Genomic DNA, 18,940 nt, shown 5'->3' on the forward strand with positions numbered 1-18,940 from the left:
CCGCTTGAGCCAACAGAATGGTTCAATTTAACCGGGAAAGGCTCTAAACAGAAGCGAGGCGGATCATCCGTGGAGGCACCATCAGCCGCAAGCCTCACCTCGGCCGCCTCACCACCCTCACCTTCCCGCTCTTTCCGCCGCCGCAGAAGAACCGGTCGCCGCCATCGGATTCGAGGCCCGATACGCCCATTCCTTCCGGCATCTCGAGCGTCTCCAGCACCTTGCCCGTTTCGGGATCGACCCGCCTCACCTCGCTCTCGTCGGCCTCCCAGGTGCCGTGCCAGAGTTCGCCGTCGATCCAGGTGACGCCGGTGACGACGCGGTTGGATTCGATGGTGCGAAGAATGGTGCCGGTTTCGGGGTCGATCTGATGGATCTTCCGACCGCGATGCTGTCCGACCCAGAGCGTTCCTTCGGCCCAGGTAAGTCCCGAGTCGCCGCCCGCGCCGGGCGCCGGGATCGTCGAAAGCACGCGGCCGGTCTTCGGGTCGATCTTCTGGATGCGATCCTCGGCGATCTGATAGAGGTGGCGGCCGTCGAAGGCCGTCCCGGCGTGGGCGGCGACGTCGATCGCGCGCACCGTCTCGCCGTTTGCCGGATCGAAGGCGTTGAGCCTGTCGCCGGATGCAAACCAGACGTGCTCGCCGTCGAAGGTGACGCCATGGACGTTGTCGGCACCCGGAAAGGGTCCGTATTCACGGAGAATTTCGGCCTGAGAATGTTTCATGCGTATAGCCCTCGATAACAACGGATCGTTTGATGCGCCGATCCTAATCGCCCGGCAGCGGACCGGGGAGTAACAAGATTGTCGGGAATGCCGGCACCGGCGGGGTCATCCAGCGACGCGCCCGACCGAGGCCGAACGACTGGACCTTGCCGGCGGCCGCCAGCGCTTCGAGCGCCCGCTGTACCGTGCGCGGGCTGGCGCCAAGGGCAATGGCGAGCGCCGAGCTCGACCACGCCTCCCCGTCGGCAAGAAGGGCGAGCACCGCCGCATGCTGACCTTCGACGGGCGGCGCCAGCACGACGACCTCGCCAGCTTGCGGCGCCAGCGCGAAACCACCCTTTGTCGCCCTGACCTCCACCACTTTCCCGAGCTCCGCGCGAAGCCGGCCGATCTCGACGCGCAGGCGGGCGCGATGCGATTCATCGGCATGTTTTGCCCGGAAGGCGCGCGCGACGAGCGCGCCTCTCGAAACGTCCGCCGGCCAGGCTTCGCCGAGCGCGCGTGCCAGCGCGAACAGGACCGGCCGCGTCGCGAGCGACACCACAGCGCCTCCACCCCGCACCACATGGCGGCAGGCGTCAACGACAAGCGCTTGCGACGCCAAGAGCGCTTCGACCTCCTCGAGCAGGAGGGAGCGTTCCTTGCCCCGCGCGATCAGACGTGCCGCGGGCGCCTCGAGGACGAGAGACGCGCTTTCGACCTCCGCCGTCAGCGCGGGGATATTGGCTTCGCGCGCGGCTTGTTCGGCGCGACTAAGTGCGGCCCGGGCTGTCTTCGTCCTCAGGCGCCGGATTGCAATTCCGGCAACCGCCAGCTCATAGGCGGCCCGCGAGGCGGGCGGAAGCGGTGCGGGGTCGATGTCGCCGAGCGCACGCTCGGCCTCGTCGAGCCGGCCGACCAACAGCAGCAGCCGCACCTCGAGATTGCGCGCATGCGCGGCATTCACCCAGTCGCGATGTTTTTCGAGCGTCGCCCGCGCCGTGTCGAGCGCCTTGGCGGGAAAGGAGAGATCGCGCGAGACAAGGGCGATCTCGGCTTCGGCGACGACGCATCTGGCTCGGGCCATCGTCTCTTTTGGACCGAAGGCACGAGCGGCACTCTTGAGGAGGGTCTTGGCCCGAGCGAAGTCGCCGAGTTGCGCCATGGCGATGCCCCTGAGCGCCAGCGCCGGTGGGTCGTCACGCAGCGCAACCCGCTTCAAGGCGCCAAGCGGATCGCCTGTCGCCAGCGCGCGCGCCGCAGCGGTTATCAGCGAATCCATCCAAATCCCGTCAAACTTGTAACTCCCGCCCCTTCCACATCTGGCGCTAACTCTATCGCGTGACCCATCGAGCCGAAAGAAGGAGAAAAGTGCAATGACGGAACACAGGACCGGAACACGCGAAGAATGGCTGGCAGCGCGGCTCGCGCTGCTGGAGGCCGAGAAGGAGCTGACGCGGCGGAGCGATGCGCTGGCGCGGCAGCGCCAGGCGCTGCCGCGGGTGAGGATCGACAAGGGTTACCGGTTCGAGACCGACGCGGGCAGCGCCTCGCTCAGGGAGCTCTTCCGAGGGCGCTCGCAGTTGCTTGTCTACCATTTCATGTTCGGGCCCGATTACACGGTCGGGTGCCCGTCCTGCTCCGCGATTGCCGACGGGTTCAACGGCATCGTCGTGCATCTCGAGAACCACGACGTCGCCTTCTCGGCGATATCCCGCGCGCCGCTCGCCAAGCTCCAGGCCTACAAGCAGCGGATGGGCTGGAGCTTTCCATGGGCCTCCTCGAACGACGGCGACTTCAACCGCGACTTCAGCGTCTGGTTCACGGCGGACGAACAGCGCGAGGGCCGGATAGAATACAACTTCCGCCGCGAGCCGCCCGCCCCCGAACCCCTCGCGGGAAAGACCGTCCAGGAATGGCAGTTGCGCGGCAGCGAGGGACCGGTCGCCCAGATCGCGGCGATGACCGGGACGGATGTCGCCACCTATACGCGCGACCGGCCGGGCCTCAGCGCCTTCGTGCTCGTCGATGGCATCGTCTATCACAGCTATTCCAGCTATGCGCGCGGGTTGGACGGCCTATGGGGCATGTACCAGTGGCTCGACCGGGCCCCGTTGGGACGCAACGAGAACGGTGTCTGGTGGCGCCGCAACGACGAATATGGCCAAGGCTGATGTCTGCGATGCTTCACCATTCCGAACGCCCAAAGGGGACGCCGGCCGCTGACAGCGGAACTGCCGGTGCGTCTGGTGGTATCGCCACACGCGGCGCCGCCGACTGGCTGTCCCTCGCGGCGGCGCCGACCTTTGCCTTCATGGCGATAGTGACCGGCGCTCTTGGCGGCCCGCCGGACATGCTCTGCGCCTCGGCGGACGAGGCGCCAGCCATAACCGGCATGGTCTCGATGTACGTGCTGATGAGCGCCTTCCATTCGGCGCCCTGGCTGAGGCTCGCCGCGCGCCGGCGAAGCTATGCACACCGGTCTTGATGCGCCGACCCTCTCGCGGCCGCCGGACATGCGCTGCGCATCGGCGGTTGCCCCGCGGCTGATGAAAACAGTGCGCTCGGGATTTTCGATGATGAGGGGCCGCCGAGTATGACCGGCGGCCCCCCAACGAGTCGCCGATCGTCTAGATCAAAAGGAAGTCGGTCGTCGCAAGCGACGTGACCTTGTCCAGCGTCGCGACGAGCACGGCGTCGGCCTCGTTGCCGGTGCCGTCGGCGTCGTACCAGAGGCGGCCGTTGTCCTTCTCGAAGAAGAACTGGGCGGCCGTACCTGTCGCCTTCAGGTCGTTGCCGGAGTAGAGCACCAGCTTGGAAAAGCCGAACACGCTCTTGTCGACGACAAGCTTGTCCTCGCCGCGCTTGAAGTCGGTGATCTGGTCGCCGGAACCAATCGCTTCTTCCGAGGCATAGATGAACTTGTCCGCGCCCGATCCGCCCGTCAAAAGGTCGCCATGGCCGCCGCCTTCGAGGATGTCGTTGCCGGCGCGGCCGTCGAGCCTGTCGTCGCCAATCCCGCCCTCCAGGGTATTGGCGACACCGTTGCCGAAGATCGTATCGTCGGACGTCCGACCGACCACGTTCTCGATGCTCGACAGCGACAGGCCGGAGGCGACCCCGCCATTCTTCGCATTGTTCTCCAGGTCGACGATGACCGACTGGTCGGAGACGATGTTAAACTTGAGCGTGTCGACACCGGAGCCGCCGGAGAAGTAGTCGGTGCCGGTTTCATCGCTGAAGCGGGTGAACTCGTCGTTGCCCGCATCGCCGTAGAGCTTGTCGTTGCCTCTCCCGTCAACCAGGATGTCGTTTCCGCCGCCAGCCTTGAAGGTGTCGTTTCCAGCCCCGCCGTCGAGATAGTCGATTTGCGCGCTACCCGTCACGGTGTCCTTGCCGGCGCCCCCTATGTAATCAACCGCCTCCATACCGGTGAAGGACGTATTGGCGTTCACCCTCACGAGGCCGTTGCCGAAGACGAAGGACACGTCGAATGTCTCTTCCGCGAAGTCAATGACGACGCGGTCCGCGCCATCGCCGCCCGAGGCATAGTCACCAGCATTCATGAACAGAAGGTCGTCGCCTTTCTCGCCGTAGAGATGGTCAGCACTGGTGTCCTTGATGCCGCCGCTCCCGTAGATCGTGTCGTCCCCGTCACCGCCGTAGAGTCTGTCCGCGCCCGTCCAGCCGGTGAGGTTGTCGGCGCCGCCAAGGCCCTTGAGCGTGTCGTTGCCGCCGCTGCCGTTCAGATAGTCGTCGAGGCCGCCGGCCGTCAGCGTGTCATTGCCCTGACCGGACGTGATATGGACGCGTTCGAAGTTCTTAGCCGCGACGTCGCCGTTGACCATCGTCGCATTGGCGGAAAGCACGAAGGAGAGATTCTTCGTACTGTCATAGCGGCTGATCCAGAGCGTATCGGTACCAGTACCTCCATCGACGGCGAAACGCCCAGCCGTGGAGCCACCGGCATTGTTGACGGTTACGATATCGTTGCCCGCGCCTCCAAGGATCGTCGTCAGCGCCGTACCGGTTTCGGTGTCGGCGGTGATATGGTCGTTCCCGTTGCCGCCGTCGAGCCTGTTTGTGCCGCCGCCATTGTCGCCGATACGATCGTCACCGTCTCCGCCCTTCACCGTATCGCTGCCGCCGGTGCTGTAGAACTGGTCGTTGCCCTTGCCGCCCGTCAGCGTGTTGTTGCCGCTGCCGGCGTCGAAGTCGACATGGTCGGCCGTTCCGGCCGAGAGCACGTCGTTGCCGCTGCCGGTTTCGATGCTGAAGCTTTCGCCATTGGTCACCACGGTGCCATCGGAAAGCTTTGCGGTGACGCCGGAGACATTGAAGGTCAGGCCGCTCTTACTGTCAGAACGATCGACCCAGATGGTGTCATAGCCGGTACCGCCCTTGATCGTGTCCTTGCCGCCGCTGCCGACGATCAAGAGGTCGTTGCCGTCGCCGCCGTCGAGGGTATCGCTGCCGAGGCCGCCGCTGAGATGATCGTTGCCGCCGAGGCCGATGAGCGTGTCGTTGCCGGAGTTTCCGGAGAGCGTATCGGCGCCCGTCCAGCCGGTGAACCTGTCGGCCGTTTCCGAACCACTGATCGTATAGGCTTCAAAATTGACGATGGTGGTGCCGTTGGAGAGCGTCTGCTTGGTCGAGGAGGACTTGGCGGTGAAGGTTCCGGAAAGGCCGACCAGGACGACTTCATCATGGCCGACGCCGCCATCGAGCACGTCCTTGCCGTCGTTTGTCCAGCTTTCCATGTTGTGCCGGATCGTATCGTTGCCCGCCCCGCCGAGGACAGTATCGTTGTCGCCGTCGCCTGCGAGATAGTCATCTTCCGACCCGCCGTCGATGACATCGCGGCCGGCGCCGCCCGATATGGTGTCGGTGCCGCTCTCGCCCTTGATGTTGTCGTTGCCGTGATGGCCGTAAAGGTAATCGCCGCCGGCACCGCCGAGCAAGGTGTCGTTGCCGTCATCGGCCGACAGCCAGTCGATTCCGTAACCGCCGGAGAGATAGTCGTCGCCGGAGCCCCCCAACACGGAATCATTGCCGTTGCCGCCGTAGATCCTGTCGTTGCCGTCGTCTCCCTCCAGCCAGTCCTTGCCGATGCCGCCATTCAGAACGTCATCGCCGGCGCCACCTTCGAACCAATCGTTCCAGCGACCGCCGGTGAAGCTGTCGGCGAAATTGCTGCCCTCCAGTTCGAAGCTCTCGACATTGACGATCGTGGCGCCGAGAACCGCCTTCGAAACAATCGGGTCAAAGGCGGCAAAGGAGACCCCCTTGCTCGCATCGCTGAAATCGATGCCGAGTACGTCGAAGCCGAGACCGCCGTCGATCTTGTCGCCGAGCAGACCTGCGGCGCTCAGGTTGAGAATTTCGTCGTCGCCCGTGCCGGCCTTGATCGTGTCGGCGCCAAGGCCGCCATTGATCGTGTCAAGGCCGGAGCCGGTACTGATGGAATTGCTGCCGTCGTCGCCGTTCACCGTCTGATCGCCGACGCCGGGTATGGTGTAGCCGGCGGCCAACGGATCAAGCGCGAGCGTCGCCTGAAGCGGCGCTATGGACTTCACTTTCTTGCTCATGACTTCCTCGAGAGTTGGATCGCTACGCCGATCTGGCGTGAGCAAATTGCTAGTCTGCGGGAGAGCCAGGAGTTGTTCCTGCGGTAACAGGGCTGCAATCGCCAGGTTGTAGCCGCGGGCGCCTGCGATGGAATGGACGGGGCTATGGGCGGAAGGCCGAACGCATGGACTTTTCAGTGACGAGCCAGCACAAGGGGACGGGTTGGCGCCTCGTCAGATCAAGACCCAATTCATGAACGTGATCGATTCTAGAGCGGAATGCGGACGGAAAACCGCGCACACTTTTCCTCATCCCGCTTAGTCCGCCGAATAGAACTGCAACGTAAACACATTGCCCGCGATCTCCTCGGCGAGCTCCGGCGAAAACTCCAGTGGCATGCAGTTCTGCAGGGCCGCCGTCGCGGCGGCGACGAAGGCCTTGCGCTGGTCCGCGTCTCCGGTAACGCGGATCGCCGTCGGCTGGGGCGGGCCCATCAGCGTGCCGTTGCCGCGGAAGCCGAATTTGAGCGTGACGAAGGAATCCCTGATGCCGGCGGGAGGAGTCCAGCACTGGCCGAGTGCAGTGCTGACCTCCTCGACGCTTTGCAACGGTTCCGCCCGTAGCGGATCCGCCGCGACTGCAACGAAAAGGCTGGCCGCGGCCAACCCGATGACGACTTTCATTTCGACCCTGAGCCCCTGAACGAACGATCAATCCAGCCGTCCGAGATTGCGACGAACGGCGCCCGGATGCAATCCGCCCGAGCTATCCTCCAAGTCTTCGGCCTAGAGCAGTTCGCGTTTGGCGAGATTGCGCATCAGCGCTGCAATTCCGAAGGTCCAGGGCGGGCAATCGGTGGAAAGACGCACCGTGTTGACGAGGCTGCCGAGGGCGGGGCTCGAAATGGTCACCACGTCGCCGATCTTGTGGGTAAAGCCCTGGCCCGGCTCGCCGCGGTCCTCGACCGGCGCGAAGAGCGTCCCCATGAAGAGCATCAGCCCGTCCGGATACTGGTGATGCGGTCCGACCGTCTGGGCGACGAGGTCGAGCGGGTCGCGGCTGATCTCGCGCATCGTGCTCGCTCCCTTCAGGCGAAAGCCGTCCGGGCCTTCGATCAGGAGATCGAGGTCTGCATTGCGCACGTCGTCGATCGAGTAGGTCTCGTCGAAGAGGCGGACGAAGGGGCCGACCGCGCAGGAGGCATTGTTGTCCTTGGCCTTGCCGAGCAGCAGCGCCGAGCGACCCTCGACATCGCGCAGGTTGACATCGTTGCCGAGCGTCGCGCCCTTGGCACGCCCGTCGGCGGAGACCGCAAGGACGATCTCCGGCTCGGGATTGTTCCATCGCGAAATCGGATGCAGGCCGACAGCGGCGCCCCAGCCGACCGACGAGAGCGGCTGGGCCTTGGTGAAGACCTCGGCATCGGGGCCGATGCCGACTTCCAGATATTGCGACCAGACGCCCTCCTCGATCAGCGCGGCCTTCACGCCGGCAGCTTCGGGCGAACCGGCCTTCAGGTTTCTCAGGCTGTCGCCGATGATCGCCGCCATCCGCGTACGGATCGCCTCGGCGCGCGTCGCGTCGCCGGCGGCGCGCTCCTCGATGACGCGCTCGATCATCGAGCGGGCGAAGGTGACGCCGCAGGCCTTGACCGCCTGGAGGTCGCAAGGGGCGAGAAGATGGACCTCGCCGCTGCCCCGCTCCGGCTTTGCCATGACGGCATCGACGGGGGCGATCGCCTCTCCGGAGGCCGAACGGACATGAGCGACGGGATCGGAAAGATCGAGGAGGTCGCGCATCGTCGGCACCGCCTTCGAGGTGATGTCGATCAAGTCGCCCTCCCGGACGGTCACCAGGCTGGGCCCCTCGACGTCCGGGCGCCACGCCCGTCCGACAAAGGTCCCGGTTTCATAAGCCATGGTCATCTCATGCCTCCCTGTTCTTGCTTTTCCGGCACATCGGTTTTGCAGTCGAACCGCCTTCCTGTAAAGGACCTTCTACCAGCGCAGGTGTGTTTCGGAAGGGCTGCAACGGAACCTTGCAATATCTCGCGCGTTTAATATTTCAGCGCCTCTCCATCTGCCGTGGCGAGGCTGAATTTATACTTGTGATGGTCGAACGTCCGTCCTTAAGTCGTCGCTGGTTTTAGGGAATCGTGATCGCCAAATGCTGGCGGCGATAGGACGATGGCCAGAAAGGATGTTACTGCCATGGACCCACAGGACCAGTTGAAGGAAAGGCCGCTTGTCGATCCGGTTACCGGACAGCCGGCGCCGCCCCCCGAAGTACAAGAAGCGCGCGCGAGCCGCAGTACGTGGCCGCTGCTGGTCATCCTTCTCGCCGGTCTGGTGCTGGCGCTGATCGCCTGGCTGCCGGCCGAACTCACGAGGGACGCGGAGGAGACTCCGACCTCGTCGACGACGACGACAACACAACCCGCGACCGACCAGCCGGCCACAGGCAATGAAGCAACCCCTCCGGCCGCAGGAACGACGCAGGAGACCGCACCGGCCACGCCTGAGACACAGCCGCAGACCACACCGCCGGCACCGGCACCTGAAGGAACGGCCCCGCAGCCGCAGACCCCTCCGGCGCAGTGAGCGGGAAGGTGGCCCTTCGGGCGGAGAGGCGCCTCTCCGCCCGAGCGTTGCCTTGAGCTGCGTCCGCGCAGTGTTGCCGTACTGCATGATTCCTTAAATCGGAATCGATTTAGGGACAAAATCGTGCAGGATTTCAAAGTGCTACAGCGACCTTACCGCGTCCGATTGGACGCGCGGCGCCTTAGAGTTTTCAATCCATTTTCACCACGATCAGCACGTTCATGGACCAGATCCTTGCCGACATCCTTGTTTCGACGCGGACGCCCTATCCGGTGATATTCGCGCGTTTGTGCGGCGCGATCCTGCTCGGCGCCCTCATCGGCATCGAGAGGGAGAAGCGCCAGCGCCCCGCCGGACTGAGGACGCATATCCTGGTGAGCCTTGCTTCGGCGATCTTCGCGGTGGTGGCGGTCGAAAGCGTCCATATGACGAGCCTGTCGGGCCCGGAGGTCCGCATCGACCCGATCCGGGTCGTCGAAGCGGTGACCGCAGGAGTCGCCTTCCTTGCCGCCGGCATGATCGTGTTTTCGAAGGGCGAGGTGAAGGGCCTGACGACGGGCGCCGGCATGTGGCTTGCCGGGGCCGTCGGCATTTCAGTCGGTTTCGGCTTCTGGTTGATCGCCACCTTTGCCGCCGTGGCCAGTCTCATCGTCCTCTTCATCCTCGGCCGGATGGAGGTGGCGTTGCAATGGAAGGCGCCCGAAGGTGAAGAGAACGGTGCCGGAGAACACCCTGCGCCCCGGACGCCGTCCGGGTCGGACGACCACAGTCGATGAGGAAAACTAGCCCGTGAAGCCGGGTGACGGGCGCGCTTCGTGCCTGTCCAGAACGGGCGGACGGATCAGGCCGCTCCAGCAGCGAGCATGGCTTCGTCACGCCCAGTCGGCACTGGTCCTGCCCCAACCGGACCCCTCTGCCGCAGGACATGCAGGGCGGCGACGGCCCGAAGCGCCTCTTCGGCTGTCGCAAAGATCCGGCCGTCGAGCGACCAGACGCTGTATTTGACGGCGACAAAACGCAATTGCCCATTGTCTGGCATCAGCGCGCCCACGGCCTCGCCGGCGAATTCGATCGTCTGCCTGTTCATGGAATGGGCTCCTCCCTCGCCGCCTGCAGTTGGCGACCGGCTGCAAGGCAAAGGACAACCGCCCCGAATCCTCGTCTTCAGCCGCGAGGAAAACACCTCTCGGCTGCTTTGGTTCCGTGGAAACGAAAATATTGCTCCGAAACCGAGGGGCCCCCACGCCGCGCGCCAGCCGAGCAAACATTCCACTTCGCTTGAGCCAACAGAATGGTTCAATTTAACCGGGAAAGGCTCTAAGCGAGGAAGCGGTCCGGCCGGTAGGACGCAAGGTCGATCACGGTCTTCTCGCCCGTCATCGCTTCCGCGAGCGCCCGGCCGGTGACCGGGCCAAGGGTCATGCCGTGGTGGGCGTGCCCGAAGGCGAACCACAGGCCCTCGTGCCTGGGCGCCTTGCCGATGATCGGCATCATGTCCGGTGTGCAAGGCCGCGCGCCGAGCCACGGTTCCTCGTCGCGCCGTTCGGCGAGCGGGAAGAACTCGCGGGCGACGCGCTCTGCCCGGGTCAACTGAACCGGCGTTTTCGGTGCGTCGCGCAGCGCGAATTCGGCCCCCGTCGTCAGGCGGATGCCGCGCAGCATCGGCGCCAGGAAATAGCCCATTTCCTCGTCCAGCACCCAGTTGTTCAGTTGTGCACCGTCCTTGGTGCCGTAGTGCATGTGATAGCCGCGTTTGACCGCAAGCGGGAAATGATAGCCGAGCTTGCGCGTCACCGTGTCGGCCCACGGGCCGAGGGCGACCACCACCTCGCGGGCTTCCAGCGGGCCATCCGGCGTCGCGACGCGCCAGCCGGGGCCTTCCAGGATATGCTCGAGCGTTGCCGCGTCGCCCGAGACAAGCCGTCCGCCAAGCGACTGGAAATAGCCGAGATAGGCCTTGTTCAGGCTGTGCGGGTCGCGAATCGACCAGGGATCGCTCCAGCGCAAGCCGCCGGCCAGCTCCACCTGGATCGAAGGCTCGATGGTCTTCAACTCGCTGGACGAAAGCTTCTGGTGGTTGACGCCGAATCCGGCCGACAGCTTCTCGGCGTCCTTATAGGCGGCGTCGCGTTCCTTCTCGGTGCGGAACACCTTCATCCAGCCGTCCTTGCGGACAAGGTCCCCGGCGCCGGACGCGTCGATCAGGTCGCTGTGCTCGGCGATCGAATTCTCGATCAGCGGTGCGTAGAGATTGGCGATCCGCTGGTGCCGCGTAAATCCCGAGTGCCACCAATACCGCGCCAGGAACGGCACCAGACTCGGTAGCGCGCGGAAGTGATAGCTTGCATCGATGGTGTTGTTCAGCGCGTAGCGGAAGAGCGCCCCGAAATCGTGCGGGAAACCGTAAGGGAAAACACCTTCGCGCTGAATGAGACCGGCATTGCCAAAGGACGTCTCCTCGCCCGCACCGCGACGATCGAGAAGCACCACCGATTTGCCGCGCCGCGCCAGGTGAATGGCGCTCGAAATGCCGACAATCCCGGCGCCCAATACCACTACGTCAGTTTTCATAGACGATGCCCCGTTCTTTCGCCTCGATGGAACGACGCGTCACGTCTTGATCGTTCGAGGATACGCGCATGAATAGCCAAGCAAACCAGGCGGGGCAAGGGACGAAGCCTTCACGAAAAAGGGCGAAGCTGAAAGCCTCACCCCTGCAAAGGAAAAACAATGTCGTGGGAGCTGGCGCGGAGCGGAGAGCGATCCGCTCCGCAAGTCAGGGTTTACTCGTCAAGTTCGGCGGAAGAGCCCCATAACGAGCGAGACCACCAGGAAGATCAGGAACAGGAAGAACAGGATCTGGGCGATTCCGGCCGAGGTACCGGCTATGCCGCCGAAGCCGAGAACGCCGGCTATGATCGCGACCACGAGAAAGATGAGGGCATAGTAGAGCATTTGCTATCTCCTTGCCTACTGCATGTCTCCTTAAATCGGAGCCGATTTGAGGAGAAAAACATGCAGTAATTCAAAGTGCTACAGCGACCTTTATGCGTCTGAAAAGACGCACGGCGCTGTAGGAATTGAAATCCAAACGCTCTGCCTCTCGCCTTTGTTCCGGCCAGGACCCGAAGGCCATTAACCAGACAGAAACCACTTGTTTAAGCAAAGGAAAGAAAAACAATCCAAAATTGCGAGTCCGGCAAACATGTCAGGAACCTTCGCTACGGGTTGGCGTTCTCCGGGAAACAGAGTTCCTCAAGGTCAGAAATGAAGCTCCCTTCGCGACATATCCTCAAGACGGTGACAGAAATCCCCCGGCACGCGGCCGATTTGCGGAACCATAATCTGCACATCGGCAGAACGCTGTGTGAGCTTGAGATGCGCACGGAGGGAAAGAGCAACGAACATCTTCAGGGCCTGCTGGAAAATTTGGAGCGGGCCGAGCGCAAAGCTCGCAACTAGCGCAGTTTCCCTCCAGAGGTTGTGCGGATAAACCCCAGGCGACAACAACCGGGCATGGCGCGCCGCAGCGGCGCGGAACAAAAGGCGCCAATCGGCGTTCTCACAACGATAACGCGCGCCGCAGCGGCGGCTGGTCAATCAACCTCGGATAGGAAAGCACCATGAAGAAATTCCTTCTCGTCGCTAGCGTAATTCTCACCCTCGCCGCCTGCACGCAAACGGAAAGGGGTGCCACGATTGGCGCCGTTTCCGGCGGTATCATCGGTGGAGCCGTTTCGAATGATGTCAGGGGCGCCGCGGTCGGCGCGGCCGTAGGTGGCGTTGCCGGTGCCCTTATCGGCCGCGCGAACGAACCCGGCTATTGCGTCTATCGCGACCGCTACGGCCGCCGCTACACCGCGCGATGCTGATCGGCTCCGCGAAAGCGGATTCGAGGTCGCGTCGATAGCTTCGCTATCGTGCCATTGAGGCACACGGTCCTCCCGCGCGGGAGGACCGTGTATCCTTTGTCAATCGCCTGATTGCGCCCTCTCGGCCTCGTCGAGGCGCCCGAGAAGATCGATGAACTGCTGCGGCACAGGCTCGGACTCGATCGCCTGGTAAAGTGCCCTCAACCGGGACGCTATTACGCCATTGGCATTGTTTTTCCTGGCGCCCGCCGCCGATATGCCTCGCGCCCGCCCGTCGGTCCGATCGTTCATTTTTCAATTCCGCGTACCGAAGGCCCAAATCCCCCGGCTGTTTTCCATTCGTATGTCGTCGTCGGCAATCTGTTTCCTGAATTCGCAAGACGCGCGCACGACATTGACGTATCCTGCGTCACGCCACCGCCCATAAGTGCGAATTTACGCACAATAGTTTAGGAAGGCCTAAATGTCACTTTCCACCAGGATTGCGCCGCATCTTCCTTATCTTAGGCGTTATGCCCGCGCCGTCACAGGCTCACAAGCGGCAGGCGATGCCTATGTTGCCGCCGTCCTGGAGGCCTTGATCGAAGACATCAGCCTATTCCCCTCGGCATCGAACGATCGCATAAGCCTGTACAAGCTTTTCTGCTCCCTCTTCGACAAACTCAAGGTCGATCGGTCCCATTTGAGCTCGCCGTTCGCCTGGGAGCAGAGAGCCGCCGCCAATCTGTCGCTGATCGCGCCGACGCCCCGACAGGCATTCCTGCTGATCTCCGTCGAAGGATTTTCAAGCGGCGAAGCGGCGGAAATCATGTCGATCGACCAGGGCGCGTTCGCCAAGCTTCTGTCCAGTGCTTCGGAAGAGATTTCGCGCCAGGTTGCCACCGACATCATGATCATCGAAGACGAGCCGCTCATCGCCATGGACATCGAGGACATGGTGACGAGCCTGGGGCATCGGGTCACCGGCATTGCCCGCACGCATCGCGAGGCGATCGATATCTATCGGCAGACATCACCCAAGATGGTTCTCGCGGATATCCAGCTCGCCGACGGGAGTTCCGGTGTCGACGCGGTCAACGACATCCTGACGCAGGCGGCCGTCCCGGTGATCTTCATCACCGCTTTCCCCGAGCGGCTGCTGACGGGCAACAAGCCCGAGCCAGCCTTCCTGGTGACGAAGCCTTTCAATCCGGAGATGGTCAAGGCGCTGATCAGCCAGGCGCTGTTCTTCGACGAACAAGCACAGGCGCGAACTCGTTAGATCACGATGATTTTAGTTTAATAGGTTAGAGCGGGATGGGGGCGGAAAACCGCACACGCTTTCCTCATGCCGCTCGAAAGCCTCATCCGGGCAGTTGAGGTTCGGGTGGAAGCTCACGCAGCTGCTCGAAGATGGTCATCGCGATCAGCGACAGCGGCATGGCGAGGATCGCCCCGACCGCGCCCCACATCCACGTCCAGAACAGGATGGCGACGAAGATCAGGAAGGGATTGACCTCAAAGCGTTGTCCCAGGATCGCCGGGACGACGAGATTTTCCATGGCGAGATGAATGAGGAAGAAGGCGGTCGCCGGCGCGAGCGCCACGACAAGCGCATCATGGGTCATCAGCCCCCCGACGAGCAGCGACAGCGTCATGAACGTGACGCCGAGATAGGGAATGAAGCTTGAGACGAAGGCGAAGAGCCCCCAGAGCGGCGGCATGGGCAGCCCGCCGACCAACGCGATCATCATGGTGAAGCCGCCCAGCGCCAGATAGATCAGGCTGGCCGTCGAGAAGTAGCGCGTCAGCCCGTCTTCGATGGCATTCATGATGCGGATCGCGCTCAACCGGCCCTCGCGGCTCGGAAATGCGAGGATGATCGTGCTGCGCAGTTGGATGCGGCCGAGCAGAAACAGGACGAGCGCCGCCAGGAAGATCAGCGTCTGGATCAACGCCGGCGTCGCGCTCGCCGCGGCCGCCCCGAGAAGTGGTCCCGCATTCTTGACAATGACGTCCGCGAAGGCGTCAGTGCCGAGGCTCCGCGCCAGCGCCATCCGCCCCCATTCGAAACGCTCGATGAAAGGCAGTATGCGTTCAACCACGCCTTCCGCCAGCCGCGGCGCCTCGCGCGCCACCTCGGTGATCGGACCCAAGAGCGCATTGACGAGCGATGAAAGGCCGAGCACGAAGAAGAGCGCCAGCAAAAGACCACCAAGTATCGGCGGGAGACCGAAACGCGCCAGCTCGTCGGCGGCCCTGCCAAGCACGATCCCGACGACGATGGCAAATGCAATGGGCATCAAAATCGCCGCCATCGCGTAAACGACCGCCGAGCAAGCGACGACGAACAACCCGACGACGCTCCAGGCGACGACGAGATCCATGCCGTCGCGCTTTCGAGCCGCCGCCTTCGTCGCCTGCGCCAGGGCGAGTTCCTTTTCGGCGTCGCGCTTGCGGCTGCGGACAACCGCTACACTTTTGCTGTCCATCGACACGTCTCTCTAACCGCTCTGCTCACTGTGCCCGGCCGTCCTCTTCTTCCGTGGGACGCAACGAAACGCCGGCCAGGCGCGCCGCGCGCCGGCAAGCCTCGAGGCCGATGAGAGGAAGCCTTGGGCTGTTCTCCGCCCGTGATCCCGGCGGCCCAAGTCAATGCTTTTCTGGCGGAAATATGTGGAGCGTCACGGAAAGCAGCCCCAGTCCCACGAGGATTATCAACAGGGTATACGCCACGTCCTCGGACGTCCGCGGGAAAAGGCCAAAGCCCAAAACCACCCCGGCGATCAGCAGCAAACAAAGCCGCGGCAGCCAATAGAGCATGGGCAATTCCTCCACGTGCGGAACCGATCGGTAAACGCTTCGAAAAGCGAATCGTTCCTGCTCGGTGGTCGGAGGAGCCGTCAGCAAGACGCCGCCGGGCCCTTTCAGCCGGCGGCGTTCGAATTTCAGACAGGACGCGGCCTGACCTACAGCGCCGCGCGCCTTATCAGGCGCACAAAGGTCGCTGTAGCACTTTGAAGTGCTGCATGTCTTTGTCCCTAAATCGAGGTCGATTCAAGGAGACATGCCGTAGCGCCTCAAAGGGCTGCCGTCACGATGACTTCGACGAGATATTCAGGGGCTGCGAGCTTGGCCTCGCCGGTGGCGCGGGCGGGCGTATGGCCCTGCGGCGCCCAGGCATCCCAAACAGAGTTCATCTTGGCGAAGTCCACCATGTCGGCGAGCCAGATGGTGGCCGAGAGGATACGCGTCTTGTCCGTGCCGGCGAGCGCCAGCAGGCGGTCGACCTCGGCCAGCGCCTGTTTGGTCTGCGTGACGACATCGTCTCCGGCGTTGCCCACCTGGCCGGCCAGATAAACCGTGTTGTTGTAGACCACGGCCTGGCTCATCCGCGGACCGGTCTCGAAGCGCTTGATTTCCATATTCGTCATCCTGGTGTTGGGCCGACCAAGGGATTGCCGGCCAATTCGGCTGCCCGCCGCCAGGGCCAAATCTCAATAGCGGCGGCAGATGCTCTACACGATCGGGACGGGAACTCCAACAAGCCGCACCCGCATGGGAGATGCGACTTGCCAGGATTTCTACCGTTCCGCCCGGAACCGCTTAGAGCCTTTCCTCGTTAGGCAGCGTTCTTGCGGGCGAGCCGCGCCTTGATGCTCGCCACATCGGCCCGCGGCGTGGCCGCAAACAGCGTCTTCGTATAGCTGTGCTGCGGATTGGAAAACACCTCGTCCCGGCTGCCGTACTCGACGGCCTCGCCGTAATACATCACCATCACGTCGTCGGCGATGTAGCGCACCACCGAGAGGTCGTGGCTGATGAAGACATAGGTGAGCTTGAACTCGTCCTGCAGATCGGCGAGCAGGTTCAGCACCTGGGCCTGGACGGAGAGATCGAGTGCCGAAACGGGCTCGTCCAGCACCAGCAGCTTCGGGTTCAGCATCAGGGCGCGGGCAATCGCGATGCGCTGCCGCTGGCCGCCGGAGAACATGTGCGGATAGCGGTTGTAATGCTTCTCCTCGAGGCCGACCTTCTTCAGCATCGTCATCGCCCGGTCGCGGCGCTCGCCGGCGGGGACTTTGGTGTTGATGACGAGCGGTTCGGCAAGGATATCGCCGATCTTCTGGCGCGGATTGAGAGAGCCGTAGGGATTCTGGAAGACGATCTGCACCTTGCGGCGCATCTCCGAGGTCAGGCCCTCGCGGGCGATATCGACTTTCCTGCCATCGATCAGCAGCTCTCCCGCCGTCGCCGGGTCGATGAGTGTGATGATGCGTCCGAGCGTCGACTTGCCGCAGCCGCTTTCGCCGACGATCGCCAGCGTCTTGCCCTCGTCGACGGCAAAGCTGACGCCCTTCAGCGCATGAACGGTACGCGCCTTGCGGAACAGGCTGCCGGGAATGTGATAGTCGCGCACCAGGCTACGGGCTTCGAGAACGTGGGTCATCGAGCGGCTCCCTCGAGCGTCTGCTGCTCACTGAAGAGTTCGGAGATCGTCGGCAACCGGTCCCCCGTCGCATTTTCCGGCAGCGCAGCGAGAAGCGCCCGCGTGTAGTTGCTCTTCGGCGCCTCGAACAGCGACAGCACATCCGCCTCCTCGATCTTGCGGCCCTTATACTGAACGACGACGCGATCGGCGGTTTCCGCGACGACGCCCATATTGTGGGTGATCATGATCAGGCCCATGCGGTATTCCTGCTGCAGCTTCATCAGAAGGTCGAGAATCTGCTTCTGGATCGTCACGTCGAGCGCGGTCGTCGGCTCGTCGGCAATGAGGAGCTTCGGATTGCAGGCAAGGGCGATCGCGATCATCACGCGCTGGCATTGCCCGCCGGACATCTGATGCGGATAATGCCCGAGCCGTTCGGCCGGATCGGGTATGCCGACGGCCTCGAAGAGCTCGATGGCGCGCTTGCGCCGCGCCGCCCGGTCGAGGCCCATGTGGATGCGCAGCACTTCCTCGATCTGGAAACCGACCGTGAAACACGGATTGAGGCTGGCGATCGGCTCCTGGAAGATCATCGCAATGTCCTTGCCAATGATCTTGCGGCGCTCGGCCGACGGCATTTTCAGAAGGTCCCGCCCGTTGAAGGCGAGCTTGTCGGCGGTCACCTTCGCGGTCCAGGGCAGAAGCCCCATCGCCGCAAGCATGGACACGGACTTGCCGGAGCCGGACTCTCCGACGATCGCCAGGACCTCGCCCTCATGGACCTTGAGCGATACGCCGTCGACGGCCCGGAAGGGCCCTGTTGCCGTCTGGAATTCGACGACGAGATTTTCGATTTCAAGAAGCGCCATGTCAGGACCTCTTCAGCTTGGGGTCGAGAGCATCACGCAGTCCATCGCCCAACAGGTTGATTGCCAGCACGGTCAGGAGGATCGCGAGACCTGGGAGCGTCACCACCCACCAGGCGCGAAGAATGAATTCACGGGCTTCCGCCAGCATCGTTCCCCATTCCGGCGTCGGCGGTTGCGCGCCCATGCCAAGGAAGCCGAGCGCCGCGGCGTCGAGAATGGCGCTCGAAAAGGAAAGCGTCGCCTGGACGATGAGCGGTGCCATGCAGTTCGGCAGGATCGTCCTGAACATCAGCCTCAGGTGCCCCGCTCCTGCGACCTTCGCAGCGACGACGTAATCACGGGTCTTCTCCGTCATCACGGCCGCACGCGTCAGCCGAACGAAGTGCGGCTGGAAGACCAGCGCGATGGCGATCATCGCATTGGTGAGACCCGGCCCGAGCACCGCCACCAGGACAAGCGCCAGGAGCAGCGACGGAAAGGCCAGAATGATGTCCATCATCCGCATGATGACGGTATCGACCCATCCGCGGAAATAGCCGGCGATGACGCCGAGCAGAATGCCGCTGCTCAGCGACAATGTGGTCACGATCACGCCGACGAACAGCGAGAAGCGCGTGCCGTAGATAAGGCGGGACAGCATGTCGCGGCCCACCGCATCGGTTCCGAGCAGGAATTCGAGGCGACCGCCCTCCTGCCAGAACGGCGGCAGCAATACCGCCTCACGGAACTGGACGGTCGGATCATGCGGTGCCACGAGCGGAGCGCATAGGGCAAGTACGACCAGGAACAGGAAGAAGAAGAGGCCGATGACGGCGCCGCGGTTCTCAGAGAAATAGTACCAGAATTCGGCGAGTCGCGCCCGGCGGGACGGATCGGTCGATATGGGGCTTGCTGCGGTAACTTCGGTCATATCG

At 63.3% G+C, this 18,940-nt stretch carries 22 protein-coding genes; 6 read left to right on the forward strand and 16 right to left on the reverse strand.

Features of this window, described 5'->3' with window-relative positions; genetic code table 11:
• Positions 1–94 precede the first annotated feature (94 nt).
• The gene (locus N181_RS20615; RefSeq protein WP_037395144.1) at positions 95–727 is read right to left on the reverse strand and encodes a Vgb family protein; all 633 of its coding nucleotides are present in this window, start codon (positions 725–727) and stop codon (positions 95–97) included.
• A gap of 43 nt (positions 728–770) precedes the next feature.
• Complete coding sequence (locus N181_RS20620; protein ID WP_037395146.1) at positions 771–1,988, reverse strand: hypothetical protein; 1,218 nt, start codon at positions 1,986–1,988, stop codon at positions 771–773.
• Between the two features lie 94 nt (positions 1,989–2,082).
• Between N181_RS20620 and N181_RS20625 the strand changes: the two genes are divergently transcribed.
• Together N181_RS20625 and N181_RS20630 are read left to right on the forward strand one after the other, a co-directional pair.
• Positions 2,083–2,880, forward strand: coding sequence for a DUF899 domain-containing protein (locus N181_RS20625; protein ID WP_037431807.1), 798 nt, complete (start codon positions 2,083–2,085; stop codon positions 2,878–2,880).
• Positions 2,880–3,194, forward strand: a complete 315-nt coding sequence (locus N181_RS20630) for a hypothetical protein (RefSeq protein WP_369986313.1) — start codon at positions 2,880–2,882, stop codon at positions 3,192–3,194. The genes N181_RS20625 and N181_RS20630 overlap by 1 nt, the downstream gene beginning before the upstream one ends.
• 142 nt (positions 3,195–3,336) lie before the next feature.
• On the opposite strand, the gene N181_RS20635 is transcribed toward N181_RS20630, so the two are convergent.
• The 3 genes from N181_RS20635 to N181_RS20645 all read right to left on the reverse strand — a co-directional run bounded on the left by N181_RS20635 (position 3,337) and on the right by N181_RS20645 (position 8,199).
• Entirely contained in the window at positions 3,337–6,294 is a 2,958-nt protein-coding gene (locus N181_RS20635) for a calcium-binding protein (protein ID WP_014327424.1), read from the reverse strand.
• A 297-nt stretch (positions 6,295–6,591) separates the two neighbouring features.
• Positions 6,592–6,957: a hypothetical protein gene (locus N181_RS20640; RefSeq protein WP_037395179.1), complete on the reverse strand. Its 366-nt coding sequence runs from the start codon at positions 6,955–6,957 to the stop codon at positions 6,592–6,594.
• Between the two features lie 102 nt (positions 6,958–7,059).
• Positions 7,060–8,199 (reverse strand): fumarylacetoacetate hydrolase family protein, encoded by a 1,140-nt coding sequence (locus tag N181_RS20645; protein ID WP_014327422.1) that lies wholly within the window; start codon positions 8,197–8,199, stop codon positions 7,060–7,062.
• Between the two features lie 285 nt (positions 8,200–8,484).
• On the opposite strand from N181_RS20645, the gene N181_RS20650 reads away from it, so the two are divergent.
• Complete coding sequence (locus N181_RS20650) at positions 8,485–8,874, forward strand: hypothetical protein (protein ID WP_037395182.1); 390 nt, start codon at positions 8,485–8,487, stop codon at positions 8,872–8,874.
• A 221-nt stretch (positions 8,875–9,095) separates the two neighbouring features.
• The gene (locus N181_RS20655; RefSeq protein WP_014327420.1) at positions 9,096–9,650 is read left to right on the forward strand and encodes an MgtC/SapB family protein; all 555 of its coding nucleotides are present in this window, start codon (positions 9,096–9,098) and stop codon (positions 9,648–9,650) included.
• Positions 9,651–9,715: 65 nt separating this feature from the next.
• Here N181_RS20655 and N181_RS20660 read toward each other — a convergent pair whose 3' ends face one another.
• The 4 genes from N181_RS20660 to N181_RS33320 form a co-directional block, all read right to left on the reverse strand.
• On the reverse strand, positions 9,716–9,961 hold the full coding sequence (locus N181_RS20660) for a hypothetical protein (RefSeq protein ID WP_037395188.1): 246 nt from the start codon (positions 9,959–9,961) through the stop codon (positions 9,716–9,718).
• 230 nt (positions 9,962–10,191) lie between these two features.
• On the reverse strand, positions 10,192–11,445 hold the full coding sequence (locus tag N181_RS20665; protein ID WP_060563792.1) for an NAD(P)/FAD-dependent oxidoreductase: 1,254 nt from the start codon (positions 11,443–11,445) through the stop codon (positions 10,192–10,194).
• Positions 11,446–11,664: 219 nt separating this feature from the next.
• Positions 11,665–11,829: a DUF1328 domain-containing protein gene (locus N181_RS32085; RefSeq protein ID WP_012706940.1), complete on the reverse strand. Its 165-nt coding sequence runs from the start codon at positions 11,827–11,829 to the stop codon at positions 11,665–11,667.
• A gap of 306 nt (positions 11,830–12,135) precedes the next feature.
• Complete coding sequence (locus tag N181_RS33320; RefSeq protein WP_153451311.1) at positions 12,136–12,474, reverse strand: hypothetical protein; 339 nt, start codon at positions 12,472–12,474, stop codon at positions 12,136–12,138.
• Positions 12,475–12,497: 23 nt separating this feature from the next.
• Between N181_RS33320 and N181_RS20675 the strand changes: the two genes are divergently transcribed.
• Positions 12,498–12,746 carry a glycine zipper domain-containing protein gene (locus tag N181_RS20675; protein WP_014327417.1) on the forward strand — a complete coding sequence of 83 codons (249 nt, stop codon included), beginning with the start codon at positions 12,498–12,500 and terminating at the stop codon, positions 12,744–12,746.
• A 99-nt stretch (positions 12,747–12,845) separates the two neighbouring features.
• Here the strand turns inward: N181_RS20675 and N181_RS20680 are convergent, their stop codons facing one another.
• On the reverse strand, positions 12,846–13,037 hold the full coding sequence (locus N181_RS20680) for a NepR family anti-sigma factor (protein ID WP_037395194.1): 192 nt from the start codon (positions 13,035–13,037) through the stop codon (positions 12,846–12,848).
• Positions 13,038–13,209: 172 nt separating this feature from the next.
• On the opposite strand from N181_RS20680, the gene N181_RS20685 reads away from it, so the two are divergent.
• Positions 13,210–14,007: a response regulator gene (locus N181_RS20685; RefSeq protein WP_037395198.1), complete on the forward strand. Its 798-nt coding sequence runs from the start codon at positions 13,210–13,212 to the stop codon at positions 14,005–14,007.
• Between the two features lie 82 nt (positions 14,008–14,089).
• On the opposite strand, the gene N181_RS20690 is transcribed toward N181_RS20685, so the two are convergent.
• From N181_RS20690 to N181_RS20710, 6 genes are all read right to left on the reverse strand, one after another.
• A complete protein-coding gene (locus tag N181_RS20690) occupies positions 14,090–15,217 on the reverse strand; it encodes an AI-2E family transporter (RefSeq protein WP_037395201.1) in 1,128 nt (375 codons plus the stop codon).
• A 160-nt stretch (positions 15,218–15,377) separates the two neighbouring features.
• The gene (locus tag N181_RS34100; RefSeq protein ID WP_014327413.1) at positions 15,378–15,548 is read right to left on the reverse strand and encodes a hypothetical protein; all 171 of its coding nucleotides are present in this window, start codon (positions 15,546–15,548) and stop codon (positions 15,378–15,380) included.
• 257 nt (positions 15,549–15,805) lie between these two features.
• Positions 15,806–16,150: a RidA family protein gene (locus N181_RS20695; protein ID WP_037395204.1), complete on the reverse strand. Its 345-nt coding sequence runs from the start codon at positions 16,148–16,150 to the stop codon at positions 15,806–15,808.
• 197 nt (positions 16,151–16,347) lie between these two features.
• A complete protein-coding gene (locus tag N181_RS20700) occupies positions 16,348–17,175 on the reverse strand; it encodes an ABC transporter ATP-binding protein (protein ID WP_014327411.1) in 828 nt (275 codons plus the stop codon).
• Positions 17,172–18,026: an ABC transporter ATP-binding protein gene (locus N181_RS20705; protein ID WP_080577474.1), complete on the reverse strand. Its 855-nt coding sequence runs from the start codon at positions 18,024–18,026 to the stop codon at positions 17,172–17,174. Before N181_RS20705 ends, N181_RS20700 begins: the two co-directional genes overlap by 4 nt.
• A gap of 1 nt (position 18,027) precedes the next feature.
• Complete coding sequence (locus N181_RS20710; protein WP_037395207.1) at positions 18,028–18,936, reverse strand: ABC transporter permease subunit; 909 nt, start codon at positions 18,934–18,936, stop codon at positions 18,028–18,030.
• Positions 18,937–18,940: the final 4 nt, after the last annotated feature.

Origin of the sequence: Sinorhizobium fredii USDA 205 (assembly GCF_001461695.1) — a bacterium.
Classification (GTDB): Bacteria; Pseudomonadota; Alphaproteobacteria; order Rhizobiales; family Rhizobiaceae; genus Sinorhizobium; species Sinorhizobium fredii.